The organism is Actinomadura hibisca NBRC 15177 (assembly GCF_001552635.1).
GTDB classification, from domain to species: Bacteria; Actinomycetota; Actinomycetes; order Streptosporangiales; family Streptosporangiaceae; genus Spirillospora; species Spirillospora hibisca.
The window spans coordinates 18,573-45,086 of record NZ_BCRO01000001.1; the positions used below are offsets into that span (position 1 = coordinate 18,573).

The following is a 26,514-nucleotide window of genomic DNA, read 5'->3' on the forward strand; positions in this document are numbered from 1 at the left end:
CGGCCGCGTTGTGCTCCCGTACCGCTCCGCGGAGCCCCCCGATCGGCGGCCGCCGGGCCGTACGCCGACGCTTCGACGGCGGCGGCGGGCACCGAACACGAGCAAGATCAATATTTGACGGGATACCGCCCGGAAATGGAATGATCTTGCAGTTGCCGTCGAAACGATCTTTTTTCGCATGTCGAGGAGGACAGCCGTGCTGGATGCGGTCGATGCTGTGCTCGTCCGCGAGCTCCAGCGGGATGGCCGGGCGACCTTCCAGGCGCTCGCCGATCGCGTCGGGCTTTCCCGCACGGCCGTGCGGGCGCGCGTGCAGAACCTTCTCGAAAGCGGGGTGGTGCGCGTCGTGGGGATCGTGCACGCCGCCGTCGTCGGGGCCGAGGCCGTCGGGCACGTGTCGGTGACGGTGGAGGGCGCGGCCCGCGAGGTCGCCGCCGCCGTCGCCGAGCGGCCCGCCGTCAGCTTCACCGCCCTGACCGCCGGTCCCTACGCGCTGGTCGCCCAGGTCCGCACCCGCGACGACGCGGCGCTGGCCGCCGAGGTGGACCACATCCGCTCGGTGCCCGGCGTGCGCGCGGCCGAGGTGTTCCGGTCGGTGGCCACCGTCCGCGACACCCACGCCGTGGTGCGCCCGCTCGGCGAGGTCGCCCTCGACGACATCGACTGGCGGCTCCTCCAGGAGCTCCAGCGCGACGGGCGCGCCCCCTATACGCGGCTCGCGCACATCATCGGGCTGTCGCAGGCCGCCACCCGCGCCCGCGTGGTGCGGCTGATGCGCTCGGGCGTCATCCAGGTCACCGGCCTGGCCGACCCGCACGCGCTGGGCGCCGCCGAGCTGGGCGGGTTCGGGCTGACGGTGACCGGCGCGCTGCGCCGGGTCGCCGAGGCGGTCGCCGAGCAGGAGGGCGTGCGGTACCTGGCCACCGGCTTCGGGCGCTACGACATCGTCGGGCAGGCCGAGGCCGCGTCCCGGGCCGAGCTGGTGGCGGTGCTGGACGCCGTCCGCGCGGTGCCTGGCGCGACCGTCCGCGAGTCCTGGCACCACCTGGACGTGGTCAAGGAGTCCTACGCCGTCGAGCTGCCCGACAAGCCGCCGAACGGCTCCTGACCGGCTCCCGCCGTCTCCCCCTGGGCCGCTCTCACGGGCGGCTCAGGGAGACCTCCTCCAGGTCCAGCTCGTGCAGGACCCGGGCCAGCACCTCGTCGTCGATGCGCCGCTCGTCGCGCAGCCGGACGAAGGTGGCGCGCTCGGCGGCCAGCATCTCCAGCCGCAACCGCCGGTAGGTGGCGCTGGGCACCTCGGCGCCCTCGTGTCCGGTGCCGCCGCCGAGCCGCTCCCAGGCGTGCAGCTGCCGCCGCTCGGCCTGGCCGCGCAACCGCTCGACCACCTCGGGGTCCAGCAGGTCCGCGCGGTCGGCGGTCAGCTCGTCCAGCCGCTCCAGCGCCGCCTTGGCCGCCGCGTGCTGCGCGCCCGCCTCGGCGACCGCGTCCTCGTAGACCTCGCGGGCGCCGCCGATGCGCAACCACCGGATCAGCGCGGGGAAGGTCAATCCCTGCACCAGCAGCGTGCCGAGCACGGTGGTGAAGGTCAGGAACAGCACCACGTCGCGGCCGGGGAAGGGCGAGCCGTCGTCGGCGACGAACGGGATCGCGAACGCCGCCGCCAGCGACACCACCCCGCGCATCCCCGCCCAGCTCAGCACCACCCGGCCGCGCCAGTCCAGCTTGCCCTCGCTGCGCCGCGAGGCGGGCGCCAGCGGCAGGTAGGAGGTCGGGAACACCCACACGAAGCGGGCCGCGACCGTGACCCCGAACACCGCCACCGCCCACCACGCCAGGCTGCCCCAGCCGCGCCCCGACAACCCGTCCACCACCGGCGGCAGCTGCAGGCCGATCAGCAGGAACACCACCGACTCCAGCAGGAAGACCAGGATCTTCCAGAACGAGTGGCCGATCAGCCGGGTCACCGCCGGGGACTCGGTGAAGCGGTGCCCCAGGTACAGCCCGCTCACCACCACCGCGATCACCCCGGAGGCGTGCACCGACTCGGCGATCAGGTAGGCGGCGAACGGCGCGACCAGCGCCACCCCGTTCTCCACCAGCGGGTCGTTCAGCCGGGTCCGCAACCAGTGCAGCGGCGGCCCCAGCAGCAGCCCGACCACCGCGCCCGCCAGCGCCGCGAACAGGAAGCGCCCGACGCCGTCGGCGAAGGTGAACCCGGCGCCGACCGCCGCCGCCAGCGCCACCCGGAACACCGTCAGCGCGGTCGCGTCGTTGAACAGGCTCTCGCCCACCAGGATCGTCACCAGCCGCCGCGGCAGCCCCAGCCGTTGCGCCACGCTGACCGCCGCCACCGCGTCCGGCGGCGCGACGATCGCGCCCAGCACCAGCGCGGCCGCCAGCGGCAGGTCCGGCACCAGCAGGTAGGCGACGCCGCCGACCGCCAGCGTGGTGAACAGCACCAGCCCGACCGACAGCAGCGCGATCGGCCGCACGTTGTCGCGCAGGCTGAAGAAGGAGCTCTCCCAGGCCGCCGAGAACAGCAGCGGCGGCAGGAACACGTACAGCACGAACTCGGGGTCGAGCGCGAACTCCGGCACCCCCGGCGCGAACGAGACCGCCATCCCGGCGATGACCAGCGCCAGCGGCGCGGCCACGCCGACCCGCCGGGCCAGGGCGGCCACCGCCAGCGCGACCACCGGAACCGCCAGCAACCACAGAGCGTGCGTCGTTCCCACCGGCCGATCATGCCACGGCGGCGGGCGCGGCCTCCCGGGCGGCCCGCCGGCCGGCCCTCACGGGTGGTCGCGGTGGCGCGCCTCCTTGGCGGTCTCCTTGGCGAAGGCGAGGAAGTCGCGCGCGACCGGCGGCAGCTGCCGGTGCGCGTGCACCAGCCCGATCATGCGCGTGATCGGCGGCATGAACGAGCGCACCGCCAGCCCCTCGGTGTCGTCGAGCTGGTTGCGGTACCACATCAGCGAGCCCATCCCCGCGCGCACCCAGCCCAGCCACGAGCCGCGCTCGTCGGACTCCACCGCCGCCACCGGGCGGGCGCCGATGCGCTCCAGCATCGTGTCGAGCTCGGCGCGGCGGGCGCTGCCGCGCGCGGGCAGCACCAGGCGCATGCCGTCCAGGGCCGTCAGCGGCACCGGCTCGCGCACCTTCAGGTTCGGCGGCGAGATCAGCACCACCTCGCGCTGCTCGAACGGGTGCGCCGACAGGTCGCCGGGCACCGGCAGGTCGGTGAGCGCGAGGTCGGCGCGGCCCGCGCGGATCGCGGCGGCGACCTGGTCGCGGCCGTCGCAGCGCACCACCCGCACCCGCACCGCGGGCTGGTCGCGGGCGAAGCGGGGGATCAGCCGGCCGGTCAGCTCCGGCTCCAGCGAGGAGGTGGTGGCGATGCGCAGCTCGGCGCCGCGGCCGTTGGCGCGCGCCACCGACAGCTCCTCGATCGCGTCCACCGCGTCCAGCGCGATCCGCGCCTGCCGGACCACCTGCTCGCCGGCGGCGGTGAGCACCACCCCGCGCCCCGAGCGGGCGAACAGCTCCACCCCCAGCTCGCGTTCCAGCTCCCGCACGGCCCGCGACAGCGCGGGCTGGGCGACGTAGAGCGCCTGGGCCGCCGACGTCATCGTGCCGTGGTCGGCGGTGGCCACGACGTAGCGCAGCTGCCGCAGATTCATGCCCTGACCGTATGACAACGAACCGTTCCGGTCTTGGACATAGCCGGAATCGGACCCGAGATTTGCAGGGCAGCAGCCCGCATCGCCGGGACACTCCCGGCGAACAACGCAGAGGTGGACACATGAGCTTCGCCGGTCCCCGCCCGCTGGCCGTCCTCGCCCTCACCGCCCTCACCGCCGCCCCCGCCCTCGGCTCCGCCGCCCCGGCGGCGGCCACCGCGCCCGCCGCGCCCGCCGCGCCCGCCGTGCCCGCCGGTCCCGCCGGTGCGCAGCGCGCGCCCCGGTCGCTGGAGATCCTGCTGACCAACGACGACGGCTTCGCCGCGCCGGGCCTCGCCGCCGTCCGGCAGGCCCTCACCGCCGCCGGGCACCGCGTCACCGTCGTCGCGCCCGCCACCGACCAGAGCGGCAAGGGCGCCGGGATGACCGCCACCCTCGGCGCGCGCCTCGCCGCCCGGCAGGAGTCGCCCGGCGTGTGGTCGGTCGGCGGCACCCCCGCCGACAGCGTGCTGTTCGGGCTGGCGGTGGTGTTCCAGGGGCGGCGGCCCGACCTCGTCGTCTCCGGCACCAACTTCGGGCAGAACACCGGCGCGCTCGTCAACCACTCCGGCACCGTCGGCGCGGCCGTGACCGGGCTGGAGCAGAAGGTGCCGTCCATCGCGGTCAGCACCGAGTACGACCCGGCGGCCGGGCCCGCCGCCACCGCCGCCGCGTTCCCCGCCACCGCCCGCTACCTCGCCGACCTCGTCGCCAAGCTCGCGAAGGCCGCCGGGCGCGGCGCGGTCCTGCCGCCCGGCGTCGCCCTCAACGTCAACTACCCGATCACCTCGGGCGCGCCCAAGGGCACCCGGCTCACCCGCGTCGGCAGGACCGCCTTCTTCGCCCTCACCTACACCCCGGCGGGCGACGGCTCCTACGTCATCGGCGGCCGGACCGACACCACCCCCGAGCCGGTCCGCAACGCCGACACCACCGCACTGGCCGCCGACCAGATCAGCGTGACCCTGCTGGACGGCGACTGGTCCCACCCGGCCGCCGCGTTCAGCCTGCCGCGCTGACCTCCGGACGGCCCGGCCCGGACGCGCCGTCGCGGGACGGCTCCAGCGGCGGCGCGTCCAGCGCACAGTGCGTCTGGCGCTGCGGCTCGCACTCGGGCGGCGCGGCCTTCAGCACGTCGTCGCGCACCGTCAGCAGGCTCAGCAGCGATCCCGCCGCCAGCAGGGCCGCGCAGGCCACCATCGCGTGGCGGAAGCCCGTCGAGAACAGCGCCGGGTCCTTGAACGCGTCGCCGGTCAGCCCCGCCAGCGGCGGGATCGCCGCCACCGCCAGCAGCCCCGCCGCGCGCGCCACCGCGTTGTTGACGCCGCTGGCGACCCCGGCGTGCCGCTCGTCGGCGCTGGCCAGCACCGTGGCCGTCAGCGGCGCCACCATCGCCGACAGGCCCAGCCCGAACACCACCGCGGCGGGCAGCACCTGGCCGACGTAGGAGGCGTGCGCGCCGACCCGCGAGGCCATCAGCATCCCGGCGGCGGCCACCAGCAGCCCGGCCGTCATCGGCCAGCGCGGCCCGATCCGCTGCGCCACCGCGCCCGCCCGCGACGACAGCAGCAACATCAGCGCCGTCACCGGCAGCAGCGCCGTGCCCGCCGCGATCGGCGAGAACCCCGACACCACCTGGAGGTTCAGCACGAACAGGAAGAACATCACGCCCATCCCGCCGTACGCCACGAAGGTGATGACGTTGACGGCGCTGAACTGCCGCGAGGCGAACAGGTCCAGCGGCAACATCGGCTGCGGCCGCCGCCCGCCCGCCCGCGCCGACCGTCCCAGCGCGCGCTCCACCAGCACGAACGCCACCGCCGCCCCCACGCCGACCAGCGCCGACACGACCACGGCCGCGCCCGTCACGCCGTTGGGGGCCTCGGTGAGCGCGTAGGTGGTCCCGGCCAGCGCCAGCGCCGCCAGCACCGCGCCCAGCACGTCGAAGCGGCCGTGCGCGTCCGGGTCGACGCTCTCGGGCACGTGCCGCACCGCCACCAGCACCACGACCGCCGCCAGCGGCAGGTTCAGCAGGAACACCCACCGCCAGCCCGCCACCTCCACGAGCCAGCCCCCGGCGAACGGCCCGACCGCGCCCGCCACGCCGCCGAGCCCCGACCAGGCCCCGACCGCGCGCGGCCGGTCGTCGCGGACGAACGACGCCTGGATGATCGCCAGCGAGCCCGGCGTCAGCAGCGCGCCGCCGGCGCCCTGCAACGCGCGGGCGGCGATCAGCATCTCCACGTTCTGCGCCGCGCCGCACAGCGCCGAGGCCACCGCGAACCACACCACGCCGACCACGAACACCCGGCGGCGGCCGTACCGGTCGCCCAGCGACCCGCCCAGCAGGATGAACCCCGCCAGCGTCAGCGTGTAGGCGTTGACCGTCCACTGGAGGCCCGCCATGTCGGCGTCCAGGTCCTCGGCCAGCCGCGGCAGCGCCACGTTGACCACCGTGGAGTCGAGCATCGCCATGCCCGACCCCAGCACGGTCGCCAGCAGGATCCAGCGGCCGGGCGCGGTGCCGAGCCGGGCCGACGGCATCAGACGATCTGCTCGTCGACGAAGCACCAGCGCCAGTCCTCACCCGGCTCGAACGAGCGGATGACCGGGTGCCCCTCCTTCTGGAAGTGCGCGCTGGCGTGCCGCCGCGGCGAGGAGTCGCAGCAGCCCACGTGCCCGCACGTCAGGCACAACCGCAGGTGCACCCAGCGGGTGCCCTCCTCCAGGCACTCCTGGCAACCCTGCGGGGTGACCGGGGCGGGCTCGACGGACGGCAGCTCCTTCACATGCTCACAGATAGCCATACCAGCATCGTCGCACGCCCGCCGTCAGAAGATCACCAGTGGTCCGGGCTGAACGGCTCGTCCTCGGGCCGCGCCGACTCCGACAGCAACTTCATGTCCGACTCGACCATCATCGTCACCAGCTCCTCGAAGGTGACCTGCGGCTCCCAGCCGAGCTGCTCGCGCGCCTTCTTGGGGTCGGCGCACAGCAGGTCGACCTCGGCGGGCCGGGTGTAGCGCGCGTCCAGGACCACGTGGTCCTCCCAGTTCAGCCCGACGCTGCGGAAGGCGAACTCCACCAGGTCGCGCACCGACTGGGTTTGCCCGGTGCCGATGACGTAGTCCTCGGGGGACTCCTGCGCCAGCATCATCCGCATCGCCCGCGCGTAGTCGCCCGCGTAGCCCCAGTCGCGGCGGGCGTCCAGGTTGCCCATCCGCAGCTCCGAGGCCAGCCCCAGCTTGATGCGGGCCGCGCCCAGCGTCACCTTGCGGGTCACGAACTCCGCGCCCCGGCGCGGCGACTCGTGGTTGAACAGGATGCCGCTCACCGCGAACATCCCGTAGGACTCGCGGTAGTTCTGGGTGATGTAGTGGCCGTAGGTCTTGGCCACCCCGTACGGGCTGCGCGGGTGGAACGGCGTCTTCTCGTTCTGCGGCGTCTCCCGGACCATGCCGAACATCTCCGACGACGACGCCTGGTAGAAGCGGATCTGCTCGCGCGCCGGGGTGCTGCGCGAGGCGCTGACGCCCGACACCACCCGGATGGCCTCCAGCGTCCGCAACACGCCCATGCCGGTGACCTCGGCGGTCAGTTCGGCCTGCTGCCACGACATCGGCACGTAGCTGATCGCGCCCAGGTTGTAGACCTCGTCGGGCTGCACGCGCTCCACCGCCGAGATCAGGCTGCCCTGGTCCAGCAGGTCGCCGGTGGTGATCTGCACGTCGCCGATGTGCTTGCGCAGCCGCGCCACGTGCGGGTTGGCCTGACCGCGGACCAGGCCCCAGACCTCGTACCCCTGCTCCAGCAGGTGCTCGGCCAGGTAGGAGCCGTCCTGCCCGGTGATGCCGGTGATGAGTGCTCGCCTGGACAGCGGTTCCTCCAAGGCTGAATAGGTCAGACGGTGATGCCCTCCGGGAACGTGCCCGTGATGAGCGTGAAACATGAGGTTAGCGACCCGAACGCGCTACTGACGAGGGAGGGGCGTGTTTGAACCGAATTTGCTTCGACTTCAGCGTTACGTGAGCGCCGCGAGGGGCGCGCGTGGCGGCGCGCGGCGGCGATGTGCGACCGTGGAGCACCATGGACGGCACCCTGGACGACCCTGCTGACGACCCCGCTGACGGCCCCGCTGACCAGGCCGCTGAACAGGCCGTGGCGCCGCCGCCGCTGCGGCTGAACGGCCGCGACCTCGGCCGCTTCGCGATCATGGCGGTGGTGAACCGCACCCCCGACTCCTTCTTCGACCGGGGCGCGACCTACGGCTTCGACGCGGCGCTGGCCGCGGTGGACCGCGCGGTCGCCGAGGGCGCCGACATCGTCGACATCGGCGGCGTCAAGGCCGGGCCCGGCGACGAGGTGGACGTGGCCGAGGAGCTGCGCCGGGTGGTGGACCTGGTCGCCGCCGTGCGCGACCGGCACCCCGGCGTCGTGATCAGCGTGGACACCTGGCGCGCCGAGGTCGGCGCGGCCGTCGCCGAGGCGGGCGCCGACCTGCTCAACGACACCTGGGGCGGCCCCGACCCCGAGCTGGCCGCCGTCGCCGCCGCGCACGGCGTCGGCCTGGTCTGCGCGCACGCGGGCGGCCTCGCGCCGCGCACCCGGCCGCACCGCACCGGCTACCCCGACGTCGTCGCCGACGTGCTGGCGCACGTGGTGGCCGAGGCCGAGCGCGCGGTGGCGCTGGGCGTGCCCCGCGAGGCGGTGCTGATCGACCCCGCGCACGACTTCGGCAAGAACACCCGGCACTCGCTGGAGATCACCCGGCGGCTCGGCGAGCTGGCCGCGACCGGCTGGCCGGTGCTGGTGGCGGTCTCCAACAAGGACTTCATCGGCGAGACCCTCGGCCGGGCCGTGGACAAGCGCGGCGTCGGCACGACGGCGGTGCTGGGGGTGTCGGCGTGGCTGGGGGCGCGGGTGTTCCGCGTCCACGACGTGGCCGGGGCGCGCCGCGCCCTGGCGGCCGTGCGGGCGCTGGGCGCGGGCTAGCGGCTCACGGGGCGGGGTCGGCCTCGCGGCGGCGGGCCCGGTAGGCGGCCACGTGCATCCGGTTGCCGCAGGTGCGGCTGTCGCAGTAGCGGCGGCACCGGTTGCGCGACAGGTCCACCAGCACCCGCGAGCAGTCCGGCGCGGCGCAGGTGCGCAGCCGGTCCAGCTCCCCGGCCGCCACGACGTGCGCCAGCGCCATGCCGCAGTCGGCGGCCAGGTGCTCGCCCATCGGCGCGCCCGGCGCGAAGTAGTGCACGTGCCACTGGTAGCCGTCGTGGTCGGTCAGGTGCGGGGTGGTGCGCACCTCGGCGATGACCTCGTTGACCAGTGCCACCGCCGCCGGCACGTCGGAGGCCAGGAACACCGCGTGGAACCGCTCGCGCAACCCCCGCACCCGCGCCAGGTCCGCCGCCGTCAGCGCCCGGATGTCGCTGAAGGCGTTGCGCTCGACGAAGGCGCGCAGCGCCGGGAGGTCGTCCAGGCGTTCGGCGCCGCACGCCGCCGGGCCGGTGTTGATCAGATCGACGACGGTGCCCAGCGCGTGCTCGGCGTCATGCGTGAAGATCACTGGTGACTCCAGTCTCGGCGGCCCGGGGCCCGGCGGGGCCGGGGGCGGCCGTCGCCGGACGCCGCCGGGGGCCGTCGGGGGCGGTCCGCCCTCACCCTATGCCGCCGGGGCGTGATCAGGAGTCGCGCCGCGGGCGGTTCACCGCGAGTAGTGCGGGTCGGCGACGACCGGGTAGAAGGCGCCCTCGTGCTGGACCCGCATGGTGACCGTCTGCCCCTCCAGGGCGTAGTCGGCCTTCACCTGGCGGAACATCGAGTCGCACGCCCACGGGTTGTAGAAGCGGCCCACGGTGGCGCCGTAGCGCAGGTGCACCACGTCGTAGCCGCCCGACGGCATGGCCTCCAGCGCCAGCCCGTCGGCGAGCGACACCGGGAAGCGGAACTCGGTGGGCGCGTCCGGGCCGTGGATGACCGTCAGCAGCCGGATCCCGGCCGCGGTGGTCTGCGCCACGATGTCGGTGTCGACGTCCACCCCGACCAGCACCCGCAGCGTGGGGCGCAGCACCTGGTGGACGGTGTCGCCGGCGGCCACGTCGATGCCGATGTGGATGCGCTGGCCGTCCTTGGTCGGGGCCCACACCCCGTCGCGGGCCCGCTGGCCCCACGACACGTCCGGGTTGTCGAGCTCCTGAGGCTCGTTCCGGCCGCGCGCGACGAGAATCCGGGAGGCGGCGTTCATCGCCGCGGCAGCCCCGTCCCGTGCATGCCTCATGGCGGGCCCCCTCGCCTTCGTGTTCCATCACATCGGTGACATGACGTTCATCTGGGTTTACCACGGGGAAGCGTGACACGACCTCCCTTGGCCTGCACTTGGGTGCTTTGTGTCGTTTGCCCGTGCGCCGTTGGACCTTACACCACGCTTATCGGAGCCGGTCCAGGACATTGCGGAACGCCCCGGGACGCCGCCCGGACCGCCCGGCCGCCGCCGGGCCCGCCGCAGGTGGCGGCGGGTGCGCGGGACGCTCGGACGATCATGCGCCGGAGCCGTCCGGGACCGCTCCCGGACGCCCCGCCCCAGACCCCCGCGCGCCCCCATTGGCGGCCCGGAAAAACACTTTGCGCCCGATCATGAACCCGCGCATCATTGGGTGCATCGAACAGAACGGAAACGCGAAGGGGCGAGCCACCGGTTAGGCGACTGGTCTCCAAAACCAGTGAAAAGTAGGTTCGACTCCTACCGCCCCTGCGAAAAAGACAATGGGCTTGTGGTGTAAAGGGAACACTTCTCTCTTGCACGGAGAAGATCAGGGTTCGAGTCCCTGCGGGTCCACGCACGGAACGCACGCCGTAGAGGTCTTGGCGGTGAGACAACAGGCTTCCACCCTGTGAAACCGGGTTCGACTCCCGGCTACGGCTCTTATGACCGATGGGTCATCAACGGGGGCGTCATCGGAAACCGTCGCCGGGTGGCAACGAACGGGACGGGAAATCCCGCGCGCCGCCCTTTCCGCCGCTCCCGCGGCAACGGGCCTCGGGCCGGTGAATAACCGGTCCGAGGCCCGCGGCGCGCGTGCCATGGCGTTCTCGTGATGGGAACGGGCTCGGGAAATGCCGCCTCCGGAAGGCTCAGGAGGCGGCCGTCGCCGGGACCGTGGGTTGGCCGGAAGCGGACCGCGCCGGCGCGCCCTCCCCGGACGGCGCGGTGAGGTCGGCGAGGATCTCCGACAGCCGGTCCAGCGCCCCCGCGATCCAGGGCAGCGCCGTCGGGTCCGGCGCGGCCAGCGCGGTGAGCCGCTGCTCGTCGCCCGCCCCGTACAGCAGGCTCGGCGCGACCCGCATCCGCAGCGCCTCGGCGGGCTCGCCGAAGGCCGAGGCGGGCAGCACGCCCATTCCGTAACGTTCCAAGAGCAGGCCGGTCAGGTCCGCGCCCGTGGCGACGCCGTGCTCGGCGCGCAGCCGGTCGCGCAGCGGGTCCAGGTCGGGGTAGACGTAGAAGGCGGCCTCGGGGCGGCGGACGCGCGCCCCGGCGGCGGCGAACCGGTCGGCCACCGCGCCGGTGACGGCGGCGTGCAGGCGGCGGCTGCGGTCCACGTGCTCGACCAGCTCGGGCGGCTCGGCGAAGGCGTAGGCGGCCGCGTGCTGCATGGGCGCCGGGGCCGCCGACCAGATCTCGCTCGCCAGGCCCAGCAGGCTCGCGCGCAGCGCGTGCCCGAACGGCCCGTCGGGCAGCCGCGCCACCCCCAGCCGCCAGCCGCCCGCCGCCAGGTGCTTGCTGAGGGCGGTGGTGACCACGGTGCGCTCGGGCGCGTACCGGGCGGGGGAGTGCACCGTGCGCGCCGGGTCGTGCACGAGGTCGCGGTAGATCTCGTCCGAGATGATCACCAGGTCGTGGTCGCGGGCCACCTCGCACAACCGCCGCACCGTCTCCGCCCCGGCCAGCGTGCCGGTGGGGTTGTCGGGCAGCGTCACCACGACGGCCTTGACGGCGCGGCCCTCGGCGCGCGCCCGCACCACCGCGTCGGCCAGCAGGGCGGGGTTGGGCACGCCGCCCTCGCCCGGGGAGGTGGCCACGTGCACCGGCCGCACGCCCGCCAGCGAGATCTGGGCGGCGTAGCTCACCCAGCTTGGCGCGGGCACGACCACGTCGCCGTCCAGCGCCATCAGCAGCCCGAACAGCAGCGCCTTGCTGCCGGGGCCGCAGACCACCAGGCCCGGGTCGGTGGGCAGGCCGCGGCGGTCCCAGTACCCGGCCGCGGCCGCGCGCAGCGGCGCCGATCCGGCGACCGGCCCGTAGCCGCCGCGGCCGGCGGCGGCCGCGAGCTCGCGGGTGAGGGCGGGGTGGATCGGGATGCCGGCCTCGCCGAAGCCGAGCGGCAGCACCGGCGTCCCGGCGCGCCGCTTGCGGGCCAGGGCCTCGTTGACCGCCAGCGTGGGGGACAGGGGGACCTGCCGGACGGTGGTGGCCACGGGCCGGACGGGCAGGGGCAGGGGGTGGTCACCGGCGGGTGCGGATCCTGCGGGCATGACGAAGAACAACTCCTGAGAGCAGGTCGGAAAGTTCGGTTACTGGGGGTGAATGAGCGCACCCAATGCGTGACCCGGCCGGGCACGCTTTATGTTTGCCCAGGAAAAGCATCATCACAAGCGAGTCTCAGCGATGCTGACCGTAAGCTGTTCTTATGCTTGAAGTGCGCCGCCTGCGGTTGCTCGCCGAATTCGCCCGCCGGGGCAGCATCGCCGCGACCGCCACGTCCCTGGGCTACACGCCCTCGGCGGTCTCCCAGCAACTGGCCGCGCTGGAGCGCGAGGCGGGCGTCCCGCTGCTGGACCGCACCGCCCGCAGCGCCGAGCTGACCGACGCCGGGGAGCGCCTGGCCGAGCGTGCCGAGGAGATCCTCACGCTGGTGGAGGCGGCCGAGGCCGAGCTGTCGGAGCAGGCCGGGACGCCCTCCGGGCGGGTGGTGGTCACCGCCTTCCCCACCGCCGCCGTGGCGTTCGCCCCCGCGCTGGCGCGCAGCCTGGCCGACCATCCGGAGCTGACCTTCGTGCTGCGCCAGACCCGGCCCGGCGACGGCATCCGCCAGGTGCGCGGCGGGGAGGTGGACATCGCGCTGGTGGACGACTGGACCGGCAAGCTGCCCGGCAAGGCCCCCGCCGGGCTGGAGTTCTTCCGGCTGCGCCACGACCCGGTGGTGCTGGTGGTGCCGGCCGGGCACCGGCTCGCGGACCCGCGCCGCCCGGTGGACCTGCACGAGCTGCGCGAGGAGCCGTGGATGGCGGCCCCGGAGGGCGAGCCGTCCCGGCGGGCGGTGGAGAGCCTGCTGGACGCCGTCGGCGGGGCGCGCCCGGTGCCGTGGGAGTTCGAGGGGCTGCACACGATCCTGAGCCTGGTGGCCCGGGGGCTCGGCGTCACGGCGGTGCCCGCGCTGGCGCTGGCCGCCGGGGACCAGGGCGTGGCGGTGCGCCCGCTGCCCGGCGGCGGCCCGGGGCGCGAGGTGTACGCGGTCACGCGCGCGGCCAGCGTGCGGCGCCCGGCGGTGGCGGTGACGCTGCGGGCGATCTACGCGGCCGCCCGCGAGGTCCAGCCCGCGCCGCCGGAGGGCTGAGCCGCCCGGCGGCGGGGGCCGGTCGCGAGATCAGCTGTAGTCGAACCAGCCCTGCATCTTGGCGGCGAACATCATGTCGCCGGAGATCTTGATCTTGCCGGTCATCACCGCCGTCACGCCGTTGAGCCGCCCGGCGCACAGCCGCAGCAGGTTCGGCAGCGACATCTGGAGCGTCACCCGGGGGTCGTCGGCCGCGCCGCTCGCGCCCTTGGCGGTGCCGTCGGCGATGACCAGGTGGTAGGCGTGCCGCCCGTCGGGGGCCTTGACGTTCCACTGCACGACGCCGCCGTCCTTGCCCGCCTTCTCGGGCACGAACCGGGTGCCCATGAGGCCGAAGATCCGGTCCAGGACCGCGGTGACCCCGATCTCGGCGGCGAACTGCTCGATCACCTTGTCGTCCACGCCGTCGGCGTCCAGCAGCGCGGCCAGCTCGGCGGGCGTGCCCACCGCGCCGAGCATGTCCGGGGGCCGCTCGCCGTCGGGCTGCGGTGGTTGGGGCTGGGCCATGCGCGCCTCCTCGTGCGACCGTCCCCCGAACTATTCAACGAATCATCCAATAAGGTCAAGGGGGCCGGGTGACGATCCTTACCGAACCGGGTGGAAGCGCCTCGATCTTGACGTACCGTGGGGCGGGTTCCGACCTCTCTCCTCTCTCTCCCGGGCCGCGAGGGCCGCCGGGACCTGCTGCTACGGGGGCACCCCACACGATGGATCTGACGGCCACCCTTCCGGCGCTCCCGCCCGCGTCCGCGTCCGCGCCCGCGCCGACCGGCACGGACACGACCGCCGACGCCGCCGGGCACTGCGCCTTCGAGATGCCCCGGCTGACCGCGATGCTGCGGCACGCGCTGCCGCGCTTCGTGGAGGGCGTCATCGCCCCGGTCGCCGTCTTCTACGCCGCCTTCGCGCTGCTCGGCCTGAACGGCGGCCTGGCCGCCGCCGTCACCTGGGTGTACGGCGGCATCCTGTGGCGGCGGCTGCGCGGGCACGCGGTGTCGGCGATGCTGGTGCTGGCCGCGCTGGGCGTCACCGTGCGCGCGGGGCTGGCCGCCGTCACCCACAGCGCCGTCGTCTACTTCCTGCAGCCCACCCTCGGCACGCTGCTGGTGGCGATGACGTTCCTGGCCTCGGTGCCGCTGGGCCGCCCGCTGGCCCAGAAGGTCGCCACCGACATGGTCCCGATGCCCGAGGCGTTCCTGCGGCACGACCGGGTGCGGCGCTTCTTCCTGCGCATCTCGCTGCTGTGGTCGCTGGTGTTCTTCGTCAACGCCGCGCTCAGCCTCTGGATGTTGTTCAGCCAGTCGATCGGCGTGTACCTGTGGGTGCGCACCGGCCTGGTCGCCGCGCTGGGCGCGGTGGCGGTGGTGGTCTCGGTGTGGGGCTTCCGGCGCTGCCTGCACCACGTGAACGCGGCGGGCGCGGGTAACGGGGGCACCGTGGTCGGCGCGGCCCCGGCCTGAGCCGCTCCGGAACCGTCGCCGGTTCCACGGCAATCCCGTTTTGGTCTCGCGCTGACTCCGCACTGACCTGCGGCTCGGCCCCGCCGCCCTGCCATGACCTGATTTCTCCGCCTCTCCGCCAACTTTTTCGTCTTTTGGGCCGTCTCTTCATCTCGTATAGATTCACAGCGCACGGGGTGAATCAGGGGATATAGGAGTGTTCGTGAGCTTTAAGGGTCGGATGGGCGTCGCGGTGACCGGCGGGGCCGGTGCGGTGATGGTGCTGGTCGCCGGGTGCTCGGGCGGGGACGGCGAGCAGGGCTCCGGGGAGCTGTCGTCGACCAAGGCGGGCGCGGTGACCATCACCCCCGGCAACGGCACCGGCGCGGTCAAGCCGGACGGGGTCATCGAGGTGAAGGTGTCGGACGGCACCCTGGACGGCGTCACCGTCCAGGGCAAGGGCGCCACGATCACCGGTCGGCTGGCCGCGGACAAGAAGACGTGGCGCTCCGACCGCACGCTGACGCCCGGCACCTCCTACACCGTCACCGCGCAGGCCCGCAACGACGGCAAGACCAGCTCGGCCACCAGCACCTTCAGCACGCTGAAGCCGGCCAAGACGTTGTCGGTGGTGGACGTCACGCCGAACCTGGCGGGCGAGAAGGTCGGCGTGGGGATGCCGATCATGCTGCGCTTCAACCGGCCGGTCGCCGACCGCGCCGCCGTCGAGCGGGTGCTGAAGGTCACCCCCGACCACCCCGTCGAGGGCGCCTGGCGGTGGATCGACTCCCAGCAGGTCATCTACCGGACCGCGACCTACTGGAAGGCGCACCAGAAGGTGCGCCTCAACGCCGCGCTCGCCGGGGTCAACGCGGGCAACGGCGTCTACGGGGCCAAGGACGCGCAGACGACGATGAACATCGGCGCCGCGCAGATCACCACCGGGAACATCGGCGGCCACCACATGACGGTGCGGCGCGACGGCAAGAAGCTGCGCACCATCCCGTTCAGCGCGGGCAACGGGCAGACCCGGGAGTTCACCACCACCAGCGGCGTGCACCTGCTGATGGAGAAGGGCAACCCGGTCACGATGGTCTCGCCCGGCCGCAAGGAGGGCGACGCGGGCTACTACAAGACCGTCGTCAACCACGCGGTGCGCTTCTCCAACAGCGGCGAGTACACCCACGCCGCGCCCTGGTCGGTGGGCGCGCAGGGCTCCTCCAACGTGAGCCACGGGTGCCTGAACCTCAACTCGGCCAACGCCGAGTGGTACTACGACATCATGCAGCGCGGCGACGTCATCAAGCTGACCGGCAGCACCCGCGACGTCGAGTGGGACAACGGCTGGAGCTTCTGGCAGCTGTCGTTCGACAGGTGGAAGAAGGGCAGCGCCCTGAACGGCGAGAGCACCGGCACCGGCGGCAACGCCGCCGGCGCCCCCTCGTCCGCTCCGTCGGACGCCCCGACCGAGTAAGCGCGCCCCCGCCCTCCGGGCGGCCGGGAAGCCCCGCGGGCCCGCCGTTCCCCTCGCCGGGAACGGCGGGCCCGCGGGCGTTCGGGGGATCTTGCAACACTTTGATCTCGGACGTCCGGCAAAAACCCGGCTCGTGACATCATCAACGACTTTTGTCGCTAATGTCTCCCTGGTATACGGCGGGGTCTGGAGGTTGACGGTGCAGCGACGGCTTTCCACGGGCGTTCGGGCGGGCACGGGAGCGGCGGGGATCGTCGTGCTGCTGCTCGCCACCGGATGTTCCGGCACGGAGAAGGGCGGCGGCGTCACCGTCGGGGGCAAGGACGAGGCCGGCGCGCCGCAGGTGACGGTGACGCCCGGCAACGGCGAGGGCAAGGCCAAGCCCGAGGCCGGCGTCCAGGTCACCGCCGCCGGCGGCACGCTGGAGCAGGTCACCCTCACCCGCAAGGGCAAGCCGGTGGACGGCGCGCTGAGCCCCGACAAGACCGGCTGGAAGTCGCGCACCCTGCTGCCCGGCTCGCAGTACCAGGTCAACGCCGTCGCCAAGAGCCCGCAGGGCAAGACCACCACGGTGACCGCCGCCTTCACCACCCTCAAGGCCGCCAACGAGCTGGGCATCGCCGACATCACGCCGAGCGCGGGGGAGAAGGTCGGCGTCGGCATGCCGATCATGGTGACGTTCAACCGGCCGGTCGGCGACCGCAAGGCCGTCGAGCAGTCGCTGGAGGTGAAGTCCACCAAGCCCGCCACCGGCGCCTGGTACTGGACCAGCGACACCCAGGTGATCTTCCGCACCAAGAACGGCCAGTACTGGCAGCCCAACCAGCAGGTGTCCTTCAAGGCGCGCCTCGCCGGGGTGAAGTCGGGCAAGAAGACCTACGGCGTCAAGGACTACACCCGCTCCTTCCGGATCGGCTCCTCCCAGATCACCACGGTCAACACCAAGACCAAGAAGGCCGTGCTCAAGGTCAACGGCAAGCAGAAGAAGCTCTGGAAGATCAGCGCGGGCAAGGGCGGCCGGGTCCGCAACGGCATCGACACCTACCTCACCACCAGCGGCGTGCACCTCACCATGAGCAAGCACCTGGTGGAGCGCATGACCTCGGCGTGGATGGGCGTCACCGACAAGAAGGACCCCGAGTACTACGACCTGAAGCTGCCGCACGCGGTCCGCATCTCCAACTCCGGCGAGTACCTGCACGCCAGCCCCGACCGCTACTGGGCCTTCGGCCGCACCAACGCCAGCCACGGCTGCGTGAACATGCCGCCGCCGGTCGCCAAGTGGTTCTACGACCTGGCCCACCGCGGCGACCCGGTCGTCATCACCGGGACCAAGCGCACGCTGGAGTGGAACAACGGCTGGAGCTTCTACCAGATGCCGTGGGGCAAGTGGGTGCAGGGCAGCGCCCTGGACCGCACCGTCAGCACCGGCTGACCTTGAACTGATCTTGACGCGGACGGCGCGGCCCGGTGGGGCCGCGCCGTTGTCATGTCCCGGAGAGGGGGAACAACCAGCACGACGGACGAGCCTCGGACGGGGAGCGGCATGAGAGCGCCCACGAAGGTACGGCCGCTGCTGCGCCCCGCGCTGCGGCCGACGCACTACGCGCTGCGCCGCGCCCTGCTCGTGGCGCTGCGGCCCGCCGCCCGGCTGCGCCGCGGCCCCGCGCCCCGCCCCGGCCGGCGGCCGCGCGTGCGCGTCCTGTTGCAGCACGCGCACGGCACCGGCGGCACCATCCGCACCGTGCTGAACCTCAGCGGCCACCTGGCCCGCGACCACGACGTGGAGATCGTCAGCGTGCTGCGGCGCCGGCCCGAGCCGTTCTTCCCGCTGCCCGAGGGCGTGGCGGTCACCTTCGCGACCGACGCCGCCGCCCCGCCCCGCACCGGCCCGGGACGGCTGCTGGCCCGGCTGCCGAGCCTGCTGGTGCCGGTGGACGACGCGGCGTTCCGGCACGTGAGCCTGTACAGCGACCTCCGGCTGCTGCGCGCGATGTGGCGCGACCCGCCGGACGTGCTCATCGGCACCCGGCCCTCGCTCAACCTGCTGATCGCCGAGCTGGCCCCGCGCGGCGTGGCCACCGTCGGCCAGGACCACATGAACCTGGGCTCCTACCGGCCCGCCCTGCGCGCCCGCATCGTCGGCGCCTACCGGCGGCTGACCGCGCTGACGGTGCTGACCGCGCACTCCCGCGCCGAGTACGCCGAGGCGCTGGCGGGCGCGCCGGTGCGCATCGAGCAGATCCCCAACGCGCTGCCCGACCTCGGCGGCGGCCCCTCGCCGCGCACCGGCCGGGTGGTGCTGGCGGCCGGGCGGCTGAGCCGGCCGAAGGGCTTCGACCTGCTGATCCGGGCGTTCGCGCCGCTGGCGGCCGAGCACCCGGACTGGACGTTGCGGGTGTTCGGCGAGGGCGTCCGGCGCGGCCGACTCGCCGCGCAGATCGAGGAGCTGGGGCTCACCGGGCGGGTGGAGCTGCGGCGGCGCACCCGCGACCTGGGCGGGGAGATGGAGCGGGCGTCGGTCTACGCGCTGTCCTCGCGGCGCGAGGGCATGCCCATGGTGATTCTGGAGGCGATGGGCAAGGGCCTGCCGGTGGTGGCCTTCGACTGCCCCACCGGCCCCGCCGAGCTGATCACCCCCGGCGGGGACGGGCTGCTGGTCCCCGCCCGCGAGGTGGCGGGGATGACGGCGGCGCTGCGCAGCCTCATCGAGGACCGGGAGCTGCGCGACCGGCTCGGCGAGCAGGCGCTGCGGACCTCCGCCGCCTACCGGCTGGACCGGATCGGCCCCCGGTGGACGCGCCTGCTCGCCGAGCTGCGTCCCGGCTCCTGACCGGGGGCCGGCCGGGCGGTTCCGGGCAAGATCCGTCGTTTCGGCCCGGACACGCATCGTCACCGCCGGATCGGGCACCAAGGGTGCACCGCCGGGCGTCCCCGCGCGCCCGGCGCACCCGCCAAGCACCCGCCACAGCCATGTAGGGAACGAACGACGTGACCGAAGCCAGCAGGGAGCCCCGCAAGGTCCACGACACCCTCGCCGCCCTCGAAGGGGCGGCGCGCGTCCTCATCGCGGTCTGGCGCCGCGCGCAGGACGCGACCGAGCACATCCCGCCCTCCCAGCTGCGCGCGATGGAGGCGGTCGAGCGCCGCGCCGAGCTGAACCTGCGCGACCTGGCCGGGGAGCTGGGCGTGATCCCCTCCTCGGCCAGCCGGTTGTGCGACCGGCTGGAGGCCGCCGGGCTGCTGGCCCGGCGCGGCAGCGACGCCGACCGGCGCCAGATCACGCTGCGGCTCACGCTGCTGGGGGAGCGGTCGCTGCACGAGCTGTCGGCGCGCCGCCGCCGCGACCTGCACGAGGTGCTCGCCCGGATGACGCCCGACGGGCGCGAGCGGCTGCTGCACGGGCTGCTGGAGTTCGCCCGCGCCGCCGAGTCCCGGCTGGAATGAGCACCCGGACGAGGCCGGTCAGAGTGCGCCAGGGCAGGACAGGACCGGTCAGGGCGCGGCCACTGAGGGCAGGGCCGGTCAGGACAGGGCCGGTCAGGACGCCGCCGGTCAGGGCGCGCGCCATCCCAGGTGCAGCACCGCGACGTCGTCGTCCAGCCCGCCGTGGTCGGCCGAGGCCGCCTCCGCGCCGGAGATGAGGGCGTCGACGAACCGTTCGGCGTCCAGGCCCGCCCCGCCGGCCTCCCGCGCCAGCTCCACCAGGCCCGCCAGGTCCAGGCGCTCCCCGTCGGGGCCGGTCTGGCCCTCGAACAGCCCGTCGGTGAACAACACCAGGCCGCCGCCCGGGGGCAGCGGCACCGGTTCCTCGGGCCAGCCGCCGAGGCCCGGCATCATGCCGAGCGCGATGCCGCCGGGCGGCTCGACCAGCCGCACCCGGCCCGCCGCGTCGTAGCTCAGCAGGCCCGGGTGCCCGGCCCGCACGATCATCGCCCGCTCGCGGTCGGGCGCGACGGTGACGCTGGTGAGGGTGACGAACGCCTCGCTGTCGTCGCGCTCGGCCAGCAGCAGCTCCTCCAGCATCCCCACCAGCCGCGCGCCGCTCAGCCCGGCCAGCACGAACGACCGCCACGCCACCCGCAGGCACACGCCCATGGCGGCCTCGGCCGCGCCGTGCCCGGCCACGTCGCCGATCACCGCGTGCACCGCGCCGTCGGCGGTCTCCACCACGTCGAAGAAGTCGCCGCCCAGCAGCGAGTGCACCCGGCCCGGCCGGTACCGGGTCACCACGTTCAGCCGGTCGTCCGACACCAGCGGGCGCGGCAGCAGGCCGCGCTCCAGCCGCGCGTTCTCCTCGGCGCGCAGCCGCCCGACCTGGAGCGCCGCCGCCGACAGCGCGACCTGCTTGCGCTGCACGGCGTAGCGGATGGCGCGGCCCAGCCAGCGCGGTTCGAGCTGGCCCTTGACGAGGTAGTCCTGCGCGCCGACCGACACCGCGGCGAGGCCCGCGCGCTCCTCCGACAGGCCGGTCAGCACGATCACCGCGGCGCTGGGCGCGGCCGCCAGCATCTCGCGCAGCGCGTCCAGGCCCTGCGCGTCGGGCAGGTGCAGGTCCAGCAGCACGCAGCCGGGCGACTCGCCGTCGGTCAGCAGCTCGCGGGCCTGGCCCAGCGACCGCGCCCAGGTCAGCCGGGCGTGCAGCCCGCTGTCGGCCAGGAACTCCTCGATCAGCAGCGCGTCGCCGGCGTCGTCCTCCACCAGCAGCAGCGTCTCGGGCCGATCCTCACCGGCCGGTTCCCCGACCGCCGCCGCCGTCACCGGAGCTCCGCCTCTCCCGGCCACATTCGCCCAGGTCAAATCCGTTCCCGTTCCCGCACGCACCGCGGTCCGCACCGGCAGGGGACCGACACAATGATCGAACAATACTGGCCAGCGGAGAGCGAAAACGCCAGCGCCGGAGAATGGCTCGCAATCGATACCGGCGGGCCGGGAACGGGTGGGGCGGGCGGGGCGCCGCCGGTCAGGTGAGGGCGCGCGCCAGGGCGACCGCCACCGGCCCCAGCAGCGGCAGCACGACGTTGGACAGGGCGTAGACGATGGTGTAGGCCATCATCGGCGTGCTGTTGCCCGCGGCCTGCTGGATCGCGGTGATGGCCGGGGTGGAGCACTGCTGCCCGGCGATCGAGCCGAGCGCCAGCGGCGCGGGCAGCTTCATCACCTTCCACGCCACCAGCAGCGAGATCGACGCCGGGACCAGCGTCATCAGGATGCCGGCGACCGGCAGCGCGAAGCCGTAGCGCCCGATCAGCTCGACCGCCTGCGGCCCCGACGACAGGCCCACCGCGCAGATGAACGCGGCCAGCCCGAGGTCCTTGATGACGCTGGCGGCGGCCGGGTCGTACTGCCCGTGCTTGGGGTGGCGGGAGCGCAGCCAGCCGAACAGCAGGCCGGTGAGCAGGCAGCCGCCGCCGGTGCCCAGCGACAGCGGCACGTCGCCCAGCGGCAGCACGAGCTTGCCGATGAGCATGCCGAGGATCACGCCGAGCGAGATGTAGACGATGTCGGCCTTGACGCCGGTGTCGAGCCGGAACCCGACCTTGCGGGCGGCGGCGTCCACCGCCTTGGCGTCGCCGGTCAGCCGCACCACGTCGCCGGCGTGCAGCGTGGTGTCGGGCTGGAGCGGCAGGTCCTGCTCGGAGCGGGACACCCGGGTGAGGAAGACGCCGCGCCGGTCGGACGGGGACACCTCCCGGCGCACCTGCCCGAGCGTCCGGCCGGCGAAGGGGCCCTTGGCGAGCTGCACGTCGGCGACGTCGAGGTCGCGGTCCAGCCCGCTGGTGTCGCCCACCTCCGGGCCGATCCGGGCGTCGGCCCCGGCCAGCGCCTCGCGCGGGCCGTACAGCGCGACCAGGTCCCCGGCGGCCAGGGCGGTGCCGGGCGTGGCGGCGGCGACCTTGCCCGCGTGCCGGAGCCGCTCGACGGTGACGCCGTCGCCCAGCATCCGCTCCAGGTCGCCGACGGTGGCCCCGGCCGCGGCGGCGGAGACCCGGTGCACGCGGCCGACCAGGTTCGGCAGCGAGCTGGGCGCGTCGTCGTCGCCCCCGCCGCCGAGCCGCTGCCACAACTTGACGGCCTCGGCGCGCAGGTCGACGCGCATGATGGCCGGGGCGACCTGGCTGGTGAACAGCACGATCGTGATCAGGCCGCAGATGTAGGAGATGGAGTAGGCGGTGCCGACGTTGGCCTGGAGCGTGGTGATCTGGTCCGCTGGCAGGTTCAGCTTGCCGATCGCCTCGGTGGCGGTGCCCAGCACCGCCGACTCGGTGGCGCCGCCCGCCAGCAGCCCGGCGGCGGTGCCCACGTCCAGGTCCAGCAGCAGGATGGTGACGGTGGTGACCGCCAGGATGGTCACCACCTCGATCGCGGTGAAGACGCCGTAGCGCAGGCTGCTCTTGTTCAGGTGCGCGAAGAACGACGGGCCCGCCATGAAGCCGAGGGTGAAGATGAACAGCGCGAACGCGATGTTCTTCACCTGGTCGTTCAGCGTGACGCCGAGCATCCCCACGAAGATCGCCACGATCAGGGTGCCGGCGACCCCGCCCAGCGAGATCTTCCAGAACCGCACCTTGCCGAGCGCGAAGCCCAGCGCCAGGCACAGGAACAGCGCCAGCTCCGGCAGGTCCTTGAGCAGGTGCTTCAGCCAGTCCACGGCGTCCCCCTCAGCCGGCCTGAGAGGCGTCGTACTCGGTCTTGTACTCCTCGACGACCTGGCGCAGCCAGGTGCCGATCTTCTCGTAGGCGTCGCTCGGCAGGTTGGCCAGGCTGACCCGCACGCTCCAGCCGGGCCCGTCGAAGCCGCCGCCGTTCAGCAGCACCACCGAGCCCTTCTCGGCGAGCCGGAACACCGGGTCGGCCGGCTCGAAGTTGGCCTGGAGCCAGTCGGCGAAGCCCTTGTCGAAGGTCCGCTCGACGTAGCTGAGGATGTCGAGCTCGACGTAGTAGTGCGCGGCGTGCTCGTCGTGCGGCACCGGCACGCCCATGCCCTTGACCAGCGAGTGCAGCCGCCGCGCGATGACGCTCTGGCAGATCCGCTTGTACTCGCCCTCCTCGTCCAGCAGGGCGAACAGCGCGAACAGCGCCATCTGCGCCTGCTGCGGCGTGGACAGCCCGGCGGTGTGGTTGAGCGCGACGTCGCGGGAGTCGGCGACCAGCCGGTCGATGAAGCGGAGCTTGTCCGGCTCCAGCGTGATCGAGCCGTAGCGCTCGCGCAGGCGCTGCTTGTCGGCGTCGGGCAGCCGCGCGATCCGCTCGTCGAAGACGTTGTCTTGGCTGAGCGAGATGACTCCCAGGCGCCAGCCGGTGCAGCCGAAGTACTTGCTGAAGGAGTAGACGCCGAGGGTGTTGCGCGGCGCGGCCGCCATCAGCGAGCGGAAGCCGCTGACGAAGGTGCCGTAGACGTCGTCGGTGATGATGGCGAGATCCGGGTTGTCCCGCCCGACGATCTCGGCGATCCGGTCGAGCGTGCCGGGCGCCAGCATGACCGACGGGGGGTTGGACGGGTTGACCAGGAACAGCGCCTTGACCTTGGGGTCGCGCAGCTTGTCGATCTCGTCGTCGGCGTACTGCCAGGTGTGCACGCCCTGCTGGTCGGTGCAGTCGGCCTTCAGCTCCAGCACGTCGAAGGCGTAGCGCTCCAGCTTGGGGATCTCCAGGTAGGGCGTGAAGACCGGCGTCATGATGGCGATCGTGTCGCCCTTCCCGAGCAGCCCGTTGACCTGGAGCGAGTCGAACAGGTAGCACATCGCGGCGGTGCCGCCCTCGGTGGGGAACAGGTCGAAGGGCGCGTCGGGCTCGCGGTCGGCGTGCATCTCCTGCACCAGGTAGCGGGCCACGACCCGCTCGACGTGCGCGAGCGAGCGCGGCGGCATCGGGTAGTGGTCGCCGATGATCGCGTCGGCCAGCTCGCCGACCCAGGAGTCGGCGTCGAAGCCGAGCCGAGAGACGCCGTACTCGACCGAGGCGCTCAGCAGGTCCGCGCCGGACTCGCCGCGGTGCTCGGCGAGGAAGGCGGTGAGGCGGCCGGCGATGCCCTCGCTCTGCGGCATGCCGCCGAGGCCCTCCCACTCGTCCCAGTCGCGCCGCGTCTCGCCGGTCGCGAACCGGCCGAGCAGCCAGAACGCGTCGCGCGGCACGGTGGCGGTCCAGTTGGGGTTGCCGCGCCCGGCGTTCAGCATGGTGACGGCCGCGAGCCTGGTGTTGTCGTCGGCCAGGGTGATCAGCTCGTCCTTGAGCTCGAACGGGCTCAGCGCCTCCCAGCGCCTCTCCTCGTCGCGCGTGGTCATGGTGGTTCCTCCGGGATGCGGGTCGGGCGTGTGGTTCGGGCGATGTGGGCGGTGCGGGTCAGGCCAGGAGGGCGACGATGATCGTTCCCCAGATGGTCAGCAGCGTGTTGCCGAGCGCGTACGGCACGGTGTAGCCCAGCACCGGGACCTGGCTGCGGGCGGTCTCGGTGATGGCGCCGATGGAGGCGGTGGTGGTGTTGGCCCCGGCGATCACCCCGAGCAGCACCGGGGTGTCGAACCTGAACAGCCACTTGCCCAGGTACAGGCAGACGATCATCGGGGTGAGCGTGACGACCAGGCCGCCGAGCACCAGCCCGACGCCCTGCTGCGCCACCCCGTGGATGAAGTCGGGCCCCGAGGAGATCCCGACGATGCCGACGAACAGGCACAACCCGCCGGTGTTCATCAGCCACTGCGCCGGGGCCGGGAAGCGGCCGAAGGTCGGGTGCCGGCCGCGCAGCCAGCCGAACAGCAGGCCCATGATGAGCGCGCCGCCACTGGTGCTGAGCCCGATCTTCTCCCCGGCGATCGTCAGCGCGGGGATGCCGATCAGACCGCCCAGCACGATGCCGAGGCCCACGTAGGACATGTCGGTGTCGTTGGCCGCGTGCACCGGGTAGCCCAGCTCTTTGGCCCGCGACTCCAGCAGGTCGCGCGGGCCCTGGACGAGCAGCTCGTCCCCCGAGTGCAGGACGGTCTGCGCGCTGAAGGGCACCTCCACGCCCGCGCGCACCAGCCTGCGGACGAACAGCAGGCGCGAGCGCGGGTCGGTGCGCAGTTCCCCGATCCGCTTGCCGACGAAGCGCTTGTCGGTGACGACCACCGGCAGCGTCTCGACCTCGTAGGACAGCACGTCGGGCGCGTCGAGCTCGGTCCCGACGCGGTCCATGTGCCCGGCGGTGAAGTCGGCGTGCGAGGCGGTGACCGTCACCTCGTCCCCGGCGCGCAGCACGGTGCCGAGCGTGGTGACGTCGGTCTTGCCGTCGCGCTGGTAGCGGTAGAAGAAGACGCGGTGGCCGAGGTCCGCGGAGGCCCGCTCGGCGTCGCCGACGGTGGTGCCGTCCAGCTCCGAGCCCGGCTCGATCCGGTAGACCCGGCGCACCACGCGGGTGTAGGCGGGGGCCAGGTCGGGATCGTCGTCGCCGATGCCGAGGCGGCCCTCCAGGGCGTGGCTCGCGGCGGCCAGGTCCCTGGTCCCGACCATGCGCGGCGCGATCCGCGACAGGAAGTAGGCCGCGGCGGCGGTGCCGACCAGGTAGCAGACCGCGTACCCGACCGGGATCTGGTTGACGTACTCCTGCTTGACGTCGGCGGGCAGGTTCAGCTGGTTGATCGCGGCCCCGGCGGTGCCGATGACCGACGACTGGGTCAGGCCGCCCGCCAGCAGGCCCGCGCCCCAGCCGGGCCCGTAGCCGAGCGCCTTGGCCATCGCGTAGGCCACGCCGAGGCCGATGACGCACGAGATCAGCGCGAGCAGGAGCTGCGGCACCCCGCCCTTGCGCAGCCCGGCGAAGAACTGCGGCCCGACCTGGTAGCCCAGCGCGAACAGGAAGGCGATGAAGGCGACGGTCTTGACCAGGTCGGGGATGGCGATGTCGAGCTGGCCGACCAGCACGCCCGCCAGCAGCGTGCCGGTGACCGAGCCGAGCGTGAACGACCGGTAGCGCAGGCGGCCGACCAGGAAGCCGAGCGCGAGCGTGAGGAAGATCGCCAGCTCGGGGTGCGCGCGCAGCACGTCCACCAGCCACGACCACACGGGCGGCCTCCCGATCCCTGAGACGGCGGGTCCGGAGGGAGGGCGGCCGGGGTGCGCCCTGCGACGCCCGCCCGGCGGGCGTCGCAGGGGCTACCTATCCGCGCGCGGGCGGCGGTGAACCGGGCTTTGCCAAGCCATGATCGCGGCACGACGGTGTCTTGCGCCGCCGCTGGTGGTCACGCGGCGGCGGACCCGGGGTGGCGCACGGTGGTCACGCGGTGGGCCCGCGGCGG

At 73.6% G+C, this 26,514-nt stretch carries 22 protein-coding genes and 3 tRNA genes; 12 read left to right on the forward strand and 13 right to left on the reverse strand.

Going from position 1 to position 26,514, the window contains the following annotated elements:
* Positions 1 to 196 precede the first annotated feature (196 nt).
* Complete coding sequence (locus tag AH6_RS00085) at positions 197 to 1,108, forward strand: Lrp/AsnC family transcriptional regulator (RefSeq protein WP_067471357.1); 912 nt, start codon at positions 197 to 199, stop codon at positions 1,106 to 1,108.
* Positions 1,109 to 1,139: 31 nt separating this feature from the next.
* On the opposite strand, the gene AH6_RS00090 is transcribed toward AH6_RS00085, so the two are convergent.
* Both AH6_RS00090 and AH6_RS00095 read right to left on the reverse strand, forming a co-directional pair.
* The gene (locus tag AH6_RS00090) at positions 1,140 to 2,738 is read right to left on the reverse strand and encodes a Na+/H+ antiporter (RefSeq protein ID WP_067471360.1); all 1,599 of its coding nucleotides are present in this window, start codon (positions 2,736 to 2,738) and stop codon (positions 1,140 to 1,142) included.
* 57 nt (positions 2,739 to 2,795) lie between these two features.
* Positions 2,796 to 3,683 carry a LysR family transcriptional regulator gene (locus AH6_RS00095; protein ID WP_067471363.1) on the reverse strand — a complete coding sequence of 296 codons (888 nt, stop codon included), beginning with the start codon at positions 3,681 to 3,683 and terminating at the stop codon, positions 2,796 to 2,798.
* Between the two features lie 122 nt (positions 3,684 to 3,805).
* Here AH6_RS00095 and surE point away from each other — a divergent pair, with 122 nt between their 5' ends.
* Complete coding sequence (surE, locus tag AH6_RS00100; RefSeq protein WP_067471366.1) at positions 3,806 to 4,741, forward strand: 5'/3'-nucleotidase SurE; 936 nt, start codon at positions 3,806 to 3,808, stop codon at positions 4,739 to 4,741.
* Here surE and AH6_RS00105 read toward each other — a convergent pair.
* From AH6_RS00105 to gmd, 3 genes are read right to left on the reverse strand one after another with little or no spacing between them, the layout of a single operon-like run.
* Entirely contained in the window at positions 4,725 to 6,266 is a 1,542-nt protein-coding gene (locus AH6_RS00105) for an MFS transporter (RefSeq protein WP_067471369.1), read from the reverse strand. The genes surE and AH6_RS00105 overlap by 17 nt on opposite strands.
* Positions 6,266 to 6,529, reverse strand: a complete 264-nt coding sequence (locus AH6_RS00110) for a ubiquitin carboxyl-terminal hydrolase 14 (protein WP_067471372.1) — start codon at positions 6,527 to 6,529, stop codon at positions 6,266 to 6,268. Before AH6_RS00110 ends, AH6_RS00105 begins: the two co-directional genes overlap by 1 nt.
* Before the next feature lie 32 nt (positions 6,530 to 6,561).
* On the reverse strand, positions 6,562 to 7,599 hold the full coding sequence (gmd, locus tag AH6_RS00115; RefSeq protein WP_067471929.1) for a GDP-mannose 4,6-dehydratase: 1,038 nt from the start codon (positions 7,597 to 7,599) through the stop codon (positions 6,562 to 6,564).
* A gap of 335 nt (positions 7,600 to 7,934) precedes the next feature.
* Between gmd and folP the strand changes: the two genes are divergently transcribed.
* A complete protein-coding gene (folP, locus tag AH6_RS00120; RefSeq protein ID WP_067471931.1) occupies positions 7,935 to 8,714 on the forward strand; it encodes a dihydropteroate synthase in 780 nt (259 codons plus the stop codon).
* 4 nt (positions 8,715 to 8,718) lie between these two features.
* Here the strand turns inward: folP and AH6_RS00125 are convergent, their stop codons facing one another.
* Together AH6_RS00125 and AH6_RS00130 are read right to left on the reverse strand one after the other, a co-directional pair.
* Positions 8,719 to 9,282, reverse strand: coding sequence for a CGNR zinc finger domain-containing protein (locus AH6_RS00125; RefSeq protein ID WP_067471375.1), 564 nt, complete (start codon positions 9,280 to 9,282; stop codon positions 8,719 to 8,721).
* Between the two features lie 138 nt (positions 9,283 to 9,420).
* Complete coding sequence (locus AH6_RS00130) at positions 9,421 to 9,993, reverse strand: hypothetical protein (protein WP_067471378.1); 573 nt, start codon at positions 9,991 to 9,993, stop codon at positions 9,421 to 9,423.
* 402 nt (positions 9,994 to 10,395) lie between these two features.
* Between AH6_RS00130 and AH6_RS43260 the strand changes: the two genes are divergently transcribed.
* The 3 genes from AH6_RS43260 (at position 10,396) to AH6_RS43265 (ending at position 10,637) form a co-directional block, all read left to right on the forward strand.
* A tRNA-Trp gene (locus AH6_RS43260) sits at positions 10,396 to 10,467 on the forward strand.
* A gap of 13 nt (positions 10,468 to 10,480) precedes the next feature.
* Positions 10,481 to 10,551 (forward strand) — tRNA-Ala (locus AH6_RS00135).
* A gap of 14 nt (positions 10,552 to 10,565) precedes the next feature.
* Positions 10,566 to 10,637, forward strand: a tRNA-Gly gene (locus AH6_RS43265).
* Between the two features lie 210 nt (positions 10,638 to 10,847).
* Here AH6_RS43265 and AH6_RS00140 read toward each other — a convergent pair.
* Positions 10,848 to 12,245 carry a pyridoxal phosphate-dependent aminotransferase gene (locus AH6_RS00140; RefSeq protein WP_157431184.1) on the reverse strand — a complete coding sequence of 466 codons (1,398 nt, stop codon included), beginning with the start codon at positions 12,243 to 12,245 and terminating at the stop codon, positions 10,848 to 10,850.
* 155 nt (positions 12,246 to 12,400) lie between these two features.
* Between AH6_RS00140 and AH6_RS00145 the strand changes: the two genes are divergently transcribed.
* Positions 12,401 to 13,327, forward strand: a complete 927-nt coding sequence (locus AH6_RS00145; protein ID WP_067471381.1) for a LysR family transcriptional regulator — start codon at positions 12,401 to 12,403, stop codon at positions 13,325 to 13,327.
* 30 nt (positions 13,328 to 13,357) lie between these two features.
* Here the strand turns inward: AH6_RS00145 and AH6_RS00150 are convergent, their stop codons facing one another.
* Complete coding sequence (locus AH6_RS00150; protein ID WP_067471384.1) at positions 13,358 to 13,834, reverse strand: SCP2 sterol-binding domain-containing protein; 477 nt, start codon at positions 13,832 to 13,834, stop codon at positions 13,358 to 13,360.
* 200 nt (positions 13,835 to 14,034) lie between these two features.
* Here AH6_RS00150 and AH6_RS00155 point away from each other — a divergent pair, with 200 nt between their 5' ends.
* The 5 genes from AH6_RS00155 (at position 14,035) to AH6_RS00175 (ending at position 19,687) form a co-directional block, all read left to right on the forward strand.
* The gene (locus tag AH6_RS00155; RefSeq protein ID WP_157431185.1) at positions 14,035 to 14,787 is read left to right on the forward strand and encodes a VC0807 family protein; all 753 of its coding nucleotides are present in this window, start codon (positions 14,035 to 14,037) and stop codon (positions 14,785 to 14,787) included.
* A 202-nt stretch (positions 14,788 to 14,989) separates the two neighbouring features.
* Positions 14,990 to 16,240: a L,D-transpeptidase gene (locus AH6_RS00160; RefSeq protein ID WP_157431186.1), complete on the forward strand. Its 1,251-nt coding sequence runs from the start codon at positions 14,990 to 14,992 to the stop codon at positions 16,238 to 16,240.
* A 199-nt stretch (positions 16,241 to 16,439) separates the two neighbouring features.
* Positions 16,440 to 17,675: a L,D-transpeptidase gene (locus tag AH6_RS00165; RefSeq protein ID WP_067471390.1), complete on the forward strand. Its 1,236-nt coding sequence runs from the start codon at positions 16,440 to 16,442 to the stop codon at positions 17,673 to 17,675.
* A gap of 111 nt (positions 17,676 to 17,786) precedes the next feature.
* Positions 17,787 to 19,073 carry a glycosyltransferase family 4 protein gene (locus AH6_RS00170; RefSeq protein WP_083982073.1) on the forward strand — a complete coding sequence of 429 codons (1,287 nt, stop codon included), beginning with the start codon at positions 17,787 to 17,789 and terminating at the stop codon, positions 19,071 to 19,073.
* Between the two features lie 158 nt (positions 19,074 to 19,231).
* Positions 19,232 to 19,687, forward strand: coding sequence for a MarR family winged helix-turn-helix transcriptional regulator (locus tag AH6_RS00175; protein WP_067471396.1), 456 nt, complete (start codon positions 19,232 to 19,234; stop codon positions 19,685 to 19,687).
* A gap of 108 nt (positions 19,688 to 19,795) precedes the next feature.
* Here the strand turns inward: AH6_RS00175 and AH6_RS00180 are convergent, their stop codons facing one another.
* From AH6_RS00180 to aspT (AH6_RS00195), 4 genes are all read right to left on the reverse strand, one after another.
* Complete coding sequence (locus AH6_RS00180) at positions 19,796 to 21,001, reverse strand: PP2C family protein-serine/threonine phosphatase (protein WP_218005662.1); 1,206 nt, start codon at positions 20,999 to 21,001, stop codon at positions 19,796 to 19,798.
* Positions 21,002 to 21,203: 202 nt separating this feature from the next.
* On the reverse strand, positions 21,204 to 22,892 hold the full coding sequence (gene aspT, locus AH6_RS00185; protein ID WP_218005663.1) for an aspartate-alanine antiporter: 1,689 nt from the start codon (positions 22,890 to 22,892) through the stop codon (positions 21,204 to 21,206).
* Between the two features lie 10 nt (positions 22,893 to 22,902).
* On the reverse strand, positions 22,903 to 24,525 hold the full coding sequence (locus AH6_RS00190; protein ID WP_067471401.1) for a bifunctional aspartate transaminase/aspartate 4-decarboxylase: 1,623 nt from the start codon (positions 24,523 to 24,525) through the stop codon (positions 22,903 to 22,905).
* A 58-nt stretch (positions 24,526 to 24,583) separates the two neighbouring features.
* A complete protein-coding gene (gene aspT / locus AH6_RS00195) occupies positions 24,584 to 26,281 on the reverse strand; it encodes an aspartate-alanine antiporter (RefSeq protein WP_067471404.1) in 1,698 nt (565 codons plus the stop codon).
* Between the last annotated feature and the right edge of the window lie 233 nt (positions 26,282 to 26,514).

Coding starts and splice junctions, on each gene's coding strand:
- AH6_RS00155 (WP_157431185.1), top strand. CDS start 14,035: ATGGATCTGACGGCCACCCTTCCGGCGCTCCCGCCCGCGTCCGCGTCC.
- AH6_RS00170 (WP_083982073.1), top strand. CDS start 17,787: ATGAGAGCGCCCACGAAGGTACGGCCGCTGCTGCGCCCCGCGCTGCGG.
- AH6_RS00110 (WP_067471372.1), bottom strand. CDS start 6,529: ATGGCTATCTGTGAGCATGTGAAGGAGCTGCCGTCCGTCGAGCCCGCC.
- AH6_RS00150 (WP_067471384.1), bottom strand. CDS start 13,834: ATGGCCCAGCCCCAACCACCGCAGCCCGACGGCGAGCGGCCCCCGGAC.
- AH6_RS00145 (WP_067471381.1), top strand. CDS start 12,401: ATGCTTGAAGTGCGCCGCCTGCGGTTGCTCGCCGAATTCGCCCGCCGG.
- AH6_RS00190 (WP_067471401.1), bottom strand. CDS start 24,525: ATGACCACGCGCGACGAGGAGAGGCGCTGGGAGGCGCTGAGCCCGTTC.
- AH6_RS00140 (WP_157431184.1), bottom strand. CDS start 12,245: ATGCCCGCAGGATCCGCACCCGCCGGTGACCACCCCCTGCCCCTGCCC.
- AH6_RS00105 (WP_067471369.1), bottom strand. CDS start 6,266: ATGCCGTCGGCCCGGCTCGGCACCGCGCCCGGCCGCTGGATCCTGCTG.
- folP (WP_067471931.1), top strand. CDS start 7,935: ATGGCGGTGGTGAACCGCACCCCCGACTCCTTCTTCGACCGGGGCGCG.
- AH6_RS00095 (WP_067471363.1), bottom strand. CDS start 3,683: ATGAATCTGCGGCAGCTGCGCTACGTCGTGGCCACCGCCGACCACGGC.
- AH6_RS00130 (WP_067471378.1), bottom strand. CDS start 9,993: ATGAGGCATGCACGGGACGGGGCTGCCGCGGCGATGAACGCCGCCTCC.
- surE (WP_067471366.1), top strand. CDS start 3,806: ATGAGCTTCGCCGGTCCCCGCCCGCTGGCCGTCCTCGCCCTCACCGCC.